Below are 13,051 nucleotides of genomic sequence, written 5' to 3' on the forward strand. Positions count from 1 at the left end.
CGGCCGCCTTTCGGGTGCGGGTGCGTGGTGGCTCGTCACGCCCATGCGGCGGAGTCGCACATCGATACGGTCCCGCGCCCCCAGGCGGGTGGTCGACAGGGTGTCGGGAAGACCCGGCCTCGCTTGACGCAGCGTCGATTGTCCATACCCGGGGCACCAGGGCATCCTGCCGTGGTGCCCCGGACATCCTCGCTTTCGCGTCCCGTCTCCCGCCGTTCCCTGCTGCGCGCCCTCGGCGGCACTGCCGCGCTCGGCGCGCTGGCCGGCTGCGGGGTGCCCGCCGCCTATGTCGAGCCCGGCGACCGTGCCGTACCCGACGATTCCGCCGCCGACCGGAAGCTGACCTGGGCGAACTGGCCGCTGTACATCGACACCGATGACAACGACCCGAACAAGCGGCCCACACTGGATGCCTTCCGGAAGCGCACCGGCATCTCCGTCGACTACGTCGAGGAGATCAACGACAACGACGAGTTCTTCGGCAAGATCAGCCCCGCGCTGATGAACCACCAGTCGACCGGTCGCGACCTGATCGTCATGAGCGACTGGATGTGCGCGCGGTTCGTGCGGCTCGGCTGGGTGCAGCGGATGGACCGGGCCCACCAGCCGAACGTGGCGAGGTACCTGGATCCGCTGCTGAGCTCGCCGGCCTTCGACCCGGGCCGCAGGTGCACGGTGCCGTGGCAGTCGGGCATCACCGGCATCGCGTACAACCGCCGCAAGCTGGGTCGCGAGGTACGACAGGTCTCCGACCTCTGGTCGAGCGATCTCAAGGGCCGGGTGACCTTGCTCTCCGGACTCGACGAGGCGTTCGCGCTGCTGATGCAGGGCGACGGCGTGGACATCACCAAGTGGACGGCGGACGACTTCCACCGGGTCTGCGACCAGGTGGAGCGGGAGGTCCACCGGGGCCAGATCCGCCGCTTCACCGGCAACGACTACACCAAGGACCTGGTCAGCGGCGACGTCCTCGCCTGCCAGGCGTACTCCGGGGACGTCATCCAGCTCCAGGCGGACAACCCCGACATCCGCTTCGTCGTCCCCGAGGAGGGCGCCGAGCTGTGGTCGGACTCCCTGATGATCCCCGACCGGGCCCGCCACAAGTCCAACGCCGAGCGCCTGATCGACTACTACTACGACCCCGAGGTCGCCGCGAAGCTCGCCGCCTGGGTCAACTACGTCTGCCCGGTCCCGGCGGCCAAGGAGGTGCTGGCCGCGTCCAAGGACAAGGACACGGCCGCCCTCGCCGACAACTCGCTGATCTTCCCCGACAGCACGATGCGCAAGCGGCTCGTCATCGCCCGGGACATCACGTCGACGGAGCGGGTGGAGTTCGCCAAGCGGTGGAACAGGATCGTGGGGTTGTGAGAGGGGCCGGCCGCCGACTTCCGCCGGCACACCGGCCATGCCTTCTACCGTAGAGAGTCGTACGTGCATGGAGGGGGAGAAGAAGATGACGGTGTGGGGGCTGGTCGTCGAGGCGACCACGGGTGCCGGTGAGCGCAAGCACACGGAGGCCAACGTGGTGGCGCACATCCGCGGATCCCGCTCCGATGCGCTCGCGGAGCTGGAACGACGGGCTCGGACCTACTCGCCCGAGCACCCCAGAAGCCCCAGGCGCCGTCGGCTCCTCAGGGACGGCGACGGATTCCTCCTCGTCGTCGACGGGGCGTGGCAGTCGTTCGTCACCCGTTTCACGGTGGCGGAACTGCTGGAGGACTCCGCCGCACCCGTCGTCCCGGAACCCGTGGAGACGCCGAGCGAGCCCGTCGCCTCACCGGATGAGCCGGACGAGCCGGATGAGCCGGATGATCCGGATGAGCCGGATGAGCCGGTGGACCAGGTCGAGCGGTACGCGGACGGAGTACCGGTCAGGCCGACATGGCTGGGGCGCGACGACCTGCCGTGAGCGGGTGGACCACGTATCGGACGCCGTACCCGCCGCAGGCCGTGCCAGTTGAACACAGGGAACCGAGAGAACCGGGGCGCGTCCGAGCCGGAACCGGGGCGGTCGGCCCGCTCAGGCGATGCGGGCCGCAGCGTTCGTCGCCGCCGCTGCCCCGCGTCCACCCCCGGTCCTCACCACATCCCGTCAAGACCGTCCCGGCACACCCCCATTCCTCGGTACCATCTCAACCCAGTGATGCGCCCGGGGGAGGACTGTTGATCGAACTAGCCGTCATGGTGCGGGAGTTGAGGGAACAACTCAACCAAGCCATGGCCCAGACGGGACCCGGTCCGCTCCGCTTCGAGCTCGGGGCGGTGGAGGTCGAGGCGACCGTCGCGGTCGACCGCACCGCAGGTGCCGGCGGCAAGGTGAAGTTCTGGGTCGTGGAGGCGAGCGGCGACGCGTCCCTCACCGACTCCCGGACCCATCGCATCACGCTCACGCTCCATCCCACCCTGGTGTCACCCGACGGCACCCACCACCGCGTACTGGTCGCGGGCGATGAGGCGGACGGGGAGCGTTGAGGATTACGCCTTGTTCACGCCGATGACGCAGCGGGAAGGCTAGTCGTACGCTGTCCAGTACCGGACTGCGGACGAAACTCGATGACGGCCGGAGGGGGTCACGAGGTGGAGGGGCGCAGCGCCGCACGCGTTCGCAACGAACTCATGGCCGAGATGGCCGGCGTGCTCGCGGCCACGGACACGGTACGGCGGCAGACCGGCGCGGACATGCTCGTGGACGACCTGTGCGCGGAGCTGCGACTGTCCGTCGAGCCACGCCAGGACCAGCCGCTCGGCCTGTGGGCGCGGCGCGTGGTCAAGACGTGTTCGGAGACCGACGAGGGACTCCAGACCCTGGTCCGCTGTCTCGGGTACGCGGAACAAGGATCGGTGAACGTGCTCGCCCTGTGGCGGCTGGTGGACGAGTGGGAGGCCGCGGCCTTCTTCAAGGACACGGATCTGCATCCCCTTCGGCCCATCCTCCGGGAAGTCCGTTCCACCGCGCTGCTCACCACCCTCACCCGCCGGGCCAGCCACTCACGCACCCAGGAGCTGGAGGAATGGTGCGACACGGCCTGGGAGGTCTTCCTGCGCCTGGCCGGGGACAACACGGCGGCGGACGAACTGCCGCCGTCCATGGCGTTCCTCTCTCTCGTCTCCGAGTATCTGGTGAAGGAAGGCCGCACGGAGGACGCGGAGCATCTGCGGCGGTGGAATCGCAGGGAAGCTCAACTCCGCGGGCATGTGGAGGAGTTGGCGGTCTGGCAGCAGGGCGAGTTCGTCTCCCCGGGCGAACCCTCGTTACATCCGGCCTACCTCCTGATCCAGTTCGAGCCGGACGGTGTGGATCCGGACAGCTTCTGGGTGGCCCACTGGCGGCAGTCCGACTCCGACGGCTGGCACCCCATTCCCGGTGAGACGCTCAATCTGCGCCGAGACGAACTTCCGGCGGCCGTGGACCGCCTCATCGAAGAGGCCGAGGAACGCTGGTGGGACCTGCGTCAGCCCGTCGTGATCGAGTTCATCCTCCCTTGGGCCTTGCTGGGAGAGCCCGTGGAGTGGTGGCACAAGGAGAGCGACGCGGCCGTACCCACCCCCTTGGTCATGGACTACACCGTCGTCGTACGAAGCTTCGAACGGCTGCGCAAGGCTGCCTGGCACCGGCCGTGGAACAAGCGCTGGCGGCAGCTGAAGGACAGACCCGCGGAGAGCCGCTCGTACTGGAGCCTGCCGAACCAGCCCGCCTTCGACCTGGAGCGGGAGCTCAAGGACGACCAGCAGATCGTCTGCCTCGTGCTGAGCGAACCGCCCGGCACCGATTCGCCCGCGGCCCGGCAGGAGTTCATCGCGGCCCTGCGCGCCGGTATCCCGGCCATCCTCTGGGACCGCTCGGGCTCCGGCGCCGAATTCCGGGAGGCGGCCGCCGACATAGTCCAGGAACGCGGCCTGGCCGGAGTTCTGGAGCGCACCCGCGGATGGCGCGGTAAGGCGCTGAAGCTGGGACCGGACGAATGGCACAGACATGTGGGCCGTCATCTGGCCCTGCTCCTGGACGATCCGGAGCGCATGCCCGGCCCCTCGGGCTCGGGCGGCGATCCCCACAGCGCGAGGTGAGACGTTGACCGCGGACGGGGGACAGAAGAGAGGGCCTCTGTGATGTCAAGCGCGTCGTCCGATGGGCACGGCCACCCGCCCGGACTGTGGGTAGGCTGGCCCTCCTACGGGGGAGTCACCACCGGAACCGGAGGGCTCCCGTCCTCGTTCCCGCGACCACAGCGATGCCTTGAGAGTGACCATGGCCAGTGACAACGCTCGGCGTGACCGGTCAGGGTCCGGAGCTGATCTGACACGCCTGTGGAGCGACTGGCGCTTCGAAGGCGGGGCATTACCCCGGGAAGTCTTCCTCGTCGTCGACTCCCACGTGACCATGCGGGTATGGGACGAGGCCATCGACGGCCTCGGCCGAGCTCTCGCCGGGAGTTTCACCGCGGTGCACCAGGTGACGCTGCTCGGCACGGACGAGATGCTCCCGGCCTCCGTCCATACCGCGCCCGACCCGGGCACACCGGCGGACGCGGCACGTCGCCTCATCCTCGTGGTCACGGACGGACTCGCGGCCGGCTGGCATCTCGGTTCGGTGCAGCCCCTCTTGAGGCGCTGGGGCCAGTCACAGCCCGTCGCCGTGATCAACCCGCTGCCACCCCACCTCTGGTTCCGTACCGGACTCGACGTGCTGCACGTGCGGATCAGGGCACTCAGCCCCTGGGCCGCCAACGCCGAGTGGGACTGGCAGGAGCGGGAGGTCCCCGTCACGCGGGGAGGCGCTCCGGCCGACTCGGGACCACCGGTCGCCGACACCGACGACGAAGTCCCCCCGGTCGCGGTGCCCGTCCTCTCCCTCACGCACCACGGCGCGCGTGCCCTGTCCGGCATGCTGGGCGGAGCGGAGCCGCATGCGCTGGACCTGCCCGCCACCCCGGCCAACGCGTGGAAGGGGCGGCCCGACGCGGCCCGGAACTTCCCGTGGGCGACCGAGCTCGACGATTCCGCAGAACCGCTCTCCGCCGTCGACCGCGTTTTCGATTTTCGCGCGGCGGCGTCCCCTACGGCCTTCCGGCTGGGCACCCGCCTGGCCGCGGCACCCCTCAGCCTGCCGATCGTCCGCAGGCTGATCCGGTCGACTCCCGGCGCCGGGCCGGTGCACGCCTCCGAGTTCTTCATGAGCGGCCTCGTCCAGCCGACCGGTGTGCACCTCGACGCCCCGGGCGCGATGGTCTACGACTTCCTGCCCGACGCCCGCGAGCAACTGCTCGCCCTGGGCCGCCGCAGCGCCACCGCCCGTACACTCCGCGACGTCCGCGAGGTACTGGCCGCGGATCCGTCGTCCGCGTCCCTCCTGCCGCCCCCCTCGGAGCCGTTGAACAAGGCGTCACAGCCGCCGGTGACCCACAAGAACGCTCCCTTTCTCCGTATTGAGCTGACGGCTCTGGATGCCTTGTCCGGGTCACACCTTCAGCGCGCCCGATTGTTGCGACATGCGCTGAAATGGCACGATCAGCGGTATGCAGTCTCGCTTGCCAAGGCCCCGGCCGCCGGAGCCGCCATAGCCCCGTCCACCGCTTCAGGAGCCACCGAAGGAGCCCCGCCGATGTCGACCACGCCCCAGCGCACCGTGGAGGGAGAGCGCACCGTACAGCCACGCGTCTGGGGGAACCTGCCGCCGCGCAACCAGAACTTCACGGGTCGCAATGAGCTTCTGGACCTGCTCGAACATCGGCTGCGGGAGGGCACGACGACGGTTCTGCCCGAGGCGATCCATGGCATGGGCGGCGTCGGCAAGACACAGCTGGCGATCGAGTACGCCTACCGCCACCAGGCGGACTACGACATCGTGTGGTGGATCCCCTCGGAGCGGCCGGGTCAGATCGGCCAGTCGCTGGTGGAGCTGGCGAAGCGGCTGGGGCTGGTGACCACGTCCGAGGCCAACATCGCGGGCCCGGCGGTCCGGGAGGCGCTGCGCGAGGGACGTCCGTACTCCAGGTGGCTGCTCATCTTCGACAACGCAGACAGCCCCGAACAGGTGCGCCCCTACTTCCCGACCGGCGGCACGGGCACCATCCTGGTCACGTCCCGCAACCGTCGCTGGGGACTCGTGGGCGGCTCCCTCGAAGTGGACGTGTTCACCCGCGAGGAGAGCATGGAACTGCTGCGCGGCTCCGGGCCCGAGCTCGCGGAAGGGGAGGCCGAGGCACTGGCCGAGGCTCTCGGCGACCTGCCGCTGGCCCTGGTGCAGGCAGCCGCCTGGCGGGCGGAGACCGGCATGCCCGCGTCCGAGTACCTCCGGCTCTTCGAGAGCAAGCAGAACGAACTCCTCGAGACGGCCCCGCCGCCGGACTACCAGCTGCCGGTGGCCGCCGCGTGGAACGTCTCCCTCGACCATCTCGAGACGCGCAGTCCGGGCGCCCTGCGGCTTTTGCAGCTGTGCTCGTATTTCGCCCCCGACCCGATTTCCAGGCAAATCCTCTCCGGCCCGGGATACAACACCACTTTTCCCGAGCTGGATTCGGCTCTGAACGATCCGATGAAGCTCGCGCGTGCGATACGGGAAATCAATCGCTATTCGCTCGCCCGAATCGACCACCGCACGAACTCCATCGAGATGCACCGGTTGGTCCAGCACGTTCTGATCAACCGAATGAGCCCAGAGGAGCAGAACCGCATGCGCGAAGGCGCCCACGCCCTGATGGCGTCCGCCGATCCGCGGACGCCCACCAATCCGGAGAGCTGGCCTCGGTACGCGGAGCTGTACTCGCACGTCATCGCCTCTGGCGCCATCACCTCCGAGCAGCCCTGGGTGCGCCAGCTGGTGATGAACATCGCCAGGTACCTGTACTACTGGGGAGATCACGAAGTCTGCCTGGACTTCTCGGAGACCGCCTGGAACGCGTGGGTGGACGTCTTCGGCGAAGAAGACGTGAAGACCCTCCTCATGGGCAATTGGCTGGTTTTCGTGTACCTGATGGTCGGCCGGTACAGCGACGCCTCCACCCTGGTGGAGCGCATCCGGGTCGCCTTCGAGCGCGTCTCCTCGCCGGACAGCGAGGAGACTCTGGACACCATCCAGATGGAAGCCGCCGTTCGCCGTGTCCAGGGCCGCTTCCTCGACGGCGCCGAATTGGACAGGGTCGTCTACGAGCGGGCGAAGCGGGCCTTCGGCGAAGACGACCCGGCCAGCCTGAACATGGCTCACAACCTGGGCGTCACCCTCCGCCTCACCGGGGCCTTCCGCGAAGCCCTGGAACTCGACAGCAAGACCTGGCACCTGAAGCAGCGTCTGTTCGGACGCGACGACCAGCGCAGTCTCATCACGGAGAACTCCATCGCCATCGACGTGCGCGAGTCCGGCGACTACGTCGGCGCGCTCGGGCTCCAGGAAGCCGCGCTGGACGCCTTCCAGGACATCTTCGGCAACGACAACCCGGCCACGATCAGCACCGAGCGTGAACTGGGCATCGCGTGCCGGAAGGCCGGTCTGCACCCCCGCGCGCTGGAACTGGCCATCAAGGCCCACGAGGCCTTCACCCGGCGGTACGGCGACACCCACCCCCAGTCCCTGGCCACCGCCCTGCCGCTGGCCGTCGCCCTCCGCCAGAACGGCGACCTCGAGGCGGCACGGGCACGCGGGGCTCAGGCCTGCACCGGTTACCGCAAGGTCTTCCACGCGCAGCACCCCTACGCCCTCTCCGCCGACGTCGGTCTCGCGGTGTCCGAACGCCTGCTCGGCAAGCCGGAGGAGGCCCGCCGGCTGGACGACGCGGCGCTCGTCGCGCTGTCCGACAGCCTCGGCGCCGACCACCCCTTCACCCTGGTGGCCGCCGTGAACCTGGCCAGTGACCTGGCGGCGCTCGGCGAGCACGAGGCAGCGAAGGACAGGGGGCGTGACACGCTGGACCGGTGCCGGCAGACCTTCGGCCCCGACCACCCGACCACCCTGGCCTGCGCCGGGAACCTGTCGCTGGACCTGATGTCCGTGGGGCTCGACAGCGAGGCCACGGCGCTGCGACTCGACACCGAGGAGCGCCTGCGCCGCGTACTGCACACCCAGCGTGCCGATGAGGAGGAGGCCACGCCCCACCCCGCGACGGTGGCCTTCCTGAGCGGCACACGCCTGAACTGCGACATCGACCCCATGCCGCTGTAAGAAGGCGCCTGAAGGCCGGGGGCCGCGCGGCGTCGTCCGGGCGGCCCCTCAGCCGAACGGCCCCGGCCGGCTCGCGGCGGCACCCAGCCACGCCGCCAGGGCCAGCGGATCGGGCCGCTGTCCGTGCTCCTTGTGCAGACTCTCCCGCACGGCGCGGGCCCACTCCGGCGACCGCGTCAGAAACCGGCACGCGGCCCGGTCTTCGGGACGGTCGGCCAAGGCCCGGCCCAGCGCCGCCCACGAGCCCACCACGGGATCCCCGTGCCGCAGCTGATCCGCTAACTCCCGTAGGGCAGCCGACCGCTCCCCACGAGCCAGGAGGAAGTCGATGGGGTCGGCTCCGCGTACCCGGTCGCCGGTGGCGGAGGGATCCCGCCAGGAGCCGTCCGGATCGGTGAGGCGATGTCTGGCCAGGACCGCCGCCGTGTCGAGGAAACAGGCATCGCCGTCCGGCACGAGCGACGACGCGGTGTGGGCCAGCGGGGGACAGGCGTCTCCCTGTCGCCACGCGCGCACCGCCTCGTCCACCAGGTCCGGCGACGGCCGCACATGATGCTCGCGCCACCGGGCACGGTGACTTGCCAAGGCCTCACGAGCCAGCCGCAGCGGCGCGTCGGGGACGTCGTCGCCGAGCCAGCCGGCACAGCTGTGCAGAAGTGATTCGAGGAGTCGGCGCCCCAGGGGCGTCAGCCGTTCATGACCCCGGACACTGCCCAGCGTCGACCACACGGCCTCCCTCCACAGGGCGAACTCGAAGTGGGCCAGGGGCGCGTGCGCCACGTCCGCGGCACGTCGGTTGACGCGCCAGAACCGGGTCACTCCGAAGAAGGCGTAGATCCCCTGTAAAACGCCCTCCAGCGGCCTGGGATCGTCCCGCCACGGCGCATGGAACAGCTCCGACGGCTCCTGCGTCTCCTCGGCCCGTCGCACCAGTGGCGCCACATGCGTCAGGGCGCCGAGTTTGACGTGCTGGAATTCATGCACCAGGGTCGCGGCCAGCTCACAACCCTCGTCGGGCAGGGAGGCGTTGATCCCTCCGAAGGCCTCGGCGGAGGAGCTGCTGTACGGCCGAAACCTTTCTCCTTTCGGCATGGGAGTGATGGACCTCAGGCCTCGACGTATCGCGTCCGTCTGGGCCGGTGTGTCGCGGAGCAGGACGTTCCATGCCTCGGTGAGCGAGGACTGCCAGGACCGCGCCTCGGAGTCCGGGAGAACTCGGGGGGCGGTGGGCCCGAAGAAGGTGCGATAGGGGTCGTGTTCCTCGAGGGTCACGGACCCGGCGGCCTCGTCCTGTCCCAGCGTCAGCCGGCGAGTGGGCCGCCAGCCCGGTGCCTGCCGCTCCCAGTCGGGCCCCACGACGACCTCGTCGCCGCCACAGGTGATCCGTACGCCCCACCGGTCCCCGGCGACGCGCGCGGTCGTCCAGTCCTCCCGCGCCGGAAGAACCGCGCACCCCAGTCCGGGAAGGGACACCGTCCCCTCGAACGCGGGAACCCTCAGCGTGAACTCGATGCGGGCCGCGGCGGACGCGGCGGCGGCCAGCGAGGCCAGGTGCCCCAGCGTCGCCCAGATCGGGATGTCACTCCGCAGGGTGCCCCGCAGGCGCCTCAGAGCGGCGGACGCCCATGTTCCGGAACCCGGAGCCATCAGGACTTCCTCGACCACCCCGGGTGCCTCGGCCTGCGCGCGCTCGAGCGACTCCCAGGCTTCGCGGAGGGACACCGGGAAATCCCCGGAATCGGAGGCGACGCGGATGCTCCGGTCGTACAGGGCCCGCAGAAGCAGTAGCCGGCGACTGCGCTCGGCGCCGAGCAACTCGTCGATGACAGCACCGTCGCCGTCCCCGTGGAGGAGCCCGTGGAGGCCGTCGGCCGGGATGCTGTGGAAAGCGGATCGATCGTCAGGTGCGCCGCTCACCGAGCGCACCGGCATTCTCCCCGCATCACGGTGGCTGCCCTACTTCTCAGCGACGCCGCCTCCGCCCCCCGGACTGACACCGGCCACCGTGAGGGCGTGAGGATCGTCGACATCCTCCAGCAGACGCCGGAGTGACTCGGACAAGGCGGGGCCGTCCAGAGAACGCAGTGCCTGAAGTGACACTCCTGAGAGGTCCATGAGTCCGGATTCAAAGGCCGGCATCGCCCGCTCCACGGCTGCCAAGTCCCCTCCTCTGCATGATCGTTCGAGCCGTCGCTTCTCATCTAATGATGGCCCAGCCAACGGGTGCCCGAAACCCTGCGTACCGGCCAGTTGTCATACAAGTCAGCTGTGCCACACGGCGAGTTCAGCCGTGTCGCACCGCGAGTTCGGACGCGGCGCGGTCCACTTCGCGCAGTTCCTCCGAGTCCTCCTCCCAATCCCGCAGTACTTCCATGAACCTGTCGAGGGTGCCGGGATAGCGCAGGCAGGTGCGCAGCACGCCGTATACCTCGTACCGCAGCCGGTCGTCGCGGGGCCGATGGGCGGCCACCCGGGGGTCGACGCCCTCCAGGACGGTGTCGAGGCCGTTCGGCCGGCGCAGTGCCGAGAGGGCCGTCAACGCGTCGACCAGGTCTTTGAGTTCGCGCATCGTCAGGGTGTGCGGCAGCGAGGCGAGGCTCGGACGAAGCGGTGACGTGACGTGGGGGGAGACCGGCCCGGGCCGCTCGGGGAGGCCCGCGCAGACGTGGAGCAGTTCGCGCTCGGCAGGGTCCAGTTCGTCGTACCAGCGCCGCACCCGCACCGCCGCGAGCCGGCCGAGGCCGTCGGAGCGGTGGTGGGTGGTGATCATGCCGATGACGACACCGCCGGACCAGAGGACGGCGCCGGACATGCCCTCCCAGGGCGAGTGCTCCGGCCCGACCACGTCGGCCGGAGGCGGGACGGCGACCTCCAGGGTGCCCTCCCGCCGGTTGGACAGGACGGACACCGTGCCGTCGACGTGGCAGGAGTCGCGGTATCTGCCGGGTGAGCCCTCGGGGCCGGGGCCGACGTCCTCGCGCAGCTTGAAGCGGGGGAAGCCGACAGCGGTGACGGGCAGCGTGACGTCCGTCTCCGGGAGCACCGCGTAACGGGGCGCGTGCCGGACGGGCGGGGCCGCCGGGAGGTGTTCGCCCATGTCCAACAGGGCGAGGTCGGCGGGGCCGGAGCGCATGACCACGTCGGAGTCGGCGGACCACTCACCGTCCTGGTCCGCTTCGAAGCGGACCTGAACCTTGGTGAAGGGCGGCTCGACCACGTGAGCGGCGGTCAGAACGTACCGCCCGCCGACGCGGTAGCCGGAGCCCCGGCGACGCGGCGCGCCCGCGGGGAGATCCACGATCACCTCGGCGACCCGGGTTATGTCCAGCCCCGCACTTCCCCGTTGCTGTTCATTCACCCGGGGGATCTACCCCACGCTGTGGCCGGGTAACTGCCTCCGGCGAGGCGCGCCCCCATGGCACCGCGACAGTCCTCCACTCGCCAGGTGATTGACTACGCCGCATGGACCTCGCGCGGACGGCCCAGGACCCTGCTCCCCCCTTGGACCCCGAACTGGGCGTGGCACTGGCGGCTTTGGGGGACAGGGCGAGGGAGCCGTACACCCCGGAGAACCTCGCCGACCGGCAGGAGCGGGATGCCGCGGACCGGCCCAGGCCGACGGTCACGGATCTCCGGGCCGACGGCCGCTTCGAGGTCGATGAGCTGCGCGTGCCGGGGGAGTCGGGTGCGCCGGACGTCACGCTCGTGAGTTCGCGTCCCGCCGGGACCGCCGGTCCGCTGCCGCTGCTCTACTACATGCACGGCGGCGGAATGATCACGGGGAACGCGTGGTCCGTACTGCCGCGTCTGCTGCGCGAGGTGGCGCTCCCGCTGGAGATGGCGGTCGTCTCCGTCGAGTACCGGCTGGCCCCGCGGGCGCGGTATCCCGCACCGCTGGAGGACTGTTACGCCGGGTACGTCTGGGCGGCTGAACACGCTGCCGCGCTGGGCATCGACGCGGACCGCGTCGTCATCGGCGGAAAGAGCGCCGGCGGCGGACTCGCAGCGGCACTCGCTCTCCTCACCCGCGACCGGGGCGGGCCCACCCCGATCGGGCAACTGCTGCTGTGCCCGATGCTCGACGACCGCAATGACACCGTCTCCAGCCATCAGATGGCCGGAATCGACACCTGGGACCGAACCTCCAACGCGACCGCGTGGCAGGCCCTGCTGGGCGACCGGTACGGCGCCGCGGACCTGCCGCCCTACGCGGCTCCCGCCCGGGCCACGGATCTGTCCGGGCTGCCCCCCGCCTACATCGAGGTCGGGTCGGCCGAGACGCTCAGGGACGAGGACGTGGCCTACGCCCAGGGGATCTGGCAGGCCGGCGGCCAAGCCGAACTGCACGTATGGCCCGGGGCCTGTCACGGCTTCGACACCTTCGCCCCGCGAGCGGCTCTGAGCCAGGACGCCCGCGACGCCCGCTCCCGCTGGCTGCGGCGCATCCTGACACCGTCCGGCACGGGCAGTGGGCCCGCCTGCTGAGAAGCCGGGACCCGACGGAGCGCGGCTTTCTGTCAACTCGTCGTACAGCAGGGTGGGTTGCTTACTACAGTCCTTTCATGGCGCGTCGCGAAGAGCAGTGGTTCGAGCTGTCCGAGGTCGTCCGTCAGCTGAGAGGCCAGCTGAATCAGGCGATGGCCGAGGGCAAGGACGACGAGATCCGTTTTGAACTCGGCCCGGTGGAGATGGAGTTCGAGGTCGCCGTGACCAAGGAGCGGGGCGGCGACGGCGGACTCAAGGTGGGCGTGCTGTCGCTCGGCGCGAAGGGATCCCGGTCCACCGGGACCAAGAACCGGATGAAGCTGACCCTCACGCCGCAGAACCGGCAGGGCGGTCCGACCCGCATCTCCGGAGTCGAGCGGACGCTGCCCCAGGGCTGATCGGGCCGCTGATCAC

9 protein-coding genes are annotated in these 13,051 nt (G+C 70.1%); 7 read left to right on the forward strand and 2 right to left on the reverse strand.

Annotated elements, in window-relative coordinates; all coding sequences use genetic code 11:
* Positions 1-174: 174 nt before the first annotated feature.
* The 5 genes from AVL59_RS09275 to fxsT all read left to right on the forward strand — a co-directional run bounded on the left by AVL59_RS09275 (position 175) and on the right by fxsT (position 8,152).
* Positions 175-1,368, forward strand: coding sequence for an ABC transporter substrate-binding protein (locus AVL59_RS09275; RefSeq protein ID WP_067317053.1), 1,194 nt, complete (start codon positions 175-177; stop codon positions 1,366-1,368).
* A gap of 67 nt (positions 1,369-1,435) precedes the next feature.
* Positions 1,436-1,909 (forward strand): hypothetical protein, encoded by a 474-nt coding sequence (locus AVL59_RS09280; protein ID WP_372450387.1) that lies wholly within the window; start codon positions 1,436-1,438, stop codon positions 1,907-1,909.
* Positions 1,910-2,163: 254 nt separating this feature from the next.
* Positions 2,164-2,472 carry a trypco2 family protein gene (locus AVL59_RS09285; RefSeq protein WP_067301409.1) on the forward strand — a complete coding sequence of 103 codons (309 nt, stop codon included), beginning with the start codon at positions 2,164-2,166 and terminating at the stop codon, positions 2,470-2,472.
* Between the two features lie 81 nt (positions 2,473-2,553).
* Entirely contained in the window at positions 2,554-4,065 is a 1,512-nt protein-coding gene (locus tag AVL59_RS09290; protein WP_067301412.1) for a VMAP-C domain-containing protein, read from the forward strand.
* Between the two features lie 313 nt (positions 4,066-4,378).
* Entirely contained in the window at positions 4,379-8,152 is a 3,774-nt protein-coding gene (gene fxsT, locus AVL59_RS09295) for an FxSxx-COOH system tetratricopeptide repeat protein (protein ID WP_237281858.1), read from the forward strand.
* 48 nt (positions 8,153-8,200) lie between these two features.
* On the opposite strand, the gene AVL59_RS09300 is transcribed toward fxsT, so the two are convergent.
* Both AVL59_RS09300 and AVL59_RS09305 read right to left on the reverse strand, forming a co-directional pair.
* Positions 8,201-10,069, reverse strand: coding sequence for an HEXXH motif domain-containing protein (locus tag AVL59_RS09300; RefSeq protein WP_159399884.1), 1,869 nt, complete (start codon positions 10,067-10,069; stop codon positions 8,201-8,203).
* A 367-nt stretch (positions 10,070-10,436) separates the two neighbouring features.
* On the reverse strand, positions 10,437-11,510 hold the full coding sequence (locus AVL59_RS09305; protein WP_079146593.1) for an effector-associated domain 2-containing protein: 1,074 nt from the start codon (positions 11,508-11,510) through the stop codon (positions 10,437-10,439).
* Between the two features lie 104 nt (positions 11,511-11,614).
* On the opposite strand from AVL59_RS09305, the gene AVL59_RS09310 reads away from it, so the two are divergent.
* Positions 11,615-12,637: an alpha/beta hydrolase gene (locus AVL59_RS09310; RefSeq protein ID WP_067301419.1), complete on the forward strand. Its 1,023-nt coding sequence runs from the start codon at positions 11,615-11,617 to the stop codon at positions 12,635-12,637.
* Positions 12,638-12,714: 77 nt separating this feature from the next.
* On the forward strand, positions 12,715-13,035 hold the full coding sequence (locus tag AVL59_RS09315) for a trypco2 family protein (protein WP_067301422.1): 321 nt from the start codon (positions 12,715-12,717) through the stop codon (positions 13,033-13,035).
* Positions 13,036-13,051: the final 16 nt, after the last annotated feature.

Origin of the sequence: Streptomyces griseochromogenes (genome assembly GCF_001542625.1) — a bacterium.
In the GTDB taxonomy this organism is placed as follows: Bacteria; Actinomycetota; Actinomycetes; order Streptomycetales; family Streptomycetaceae; genus Streptomyces; species Streptomyces griseochromogenes.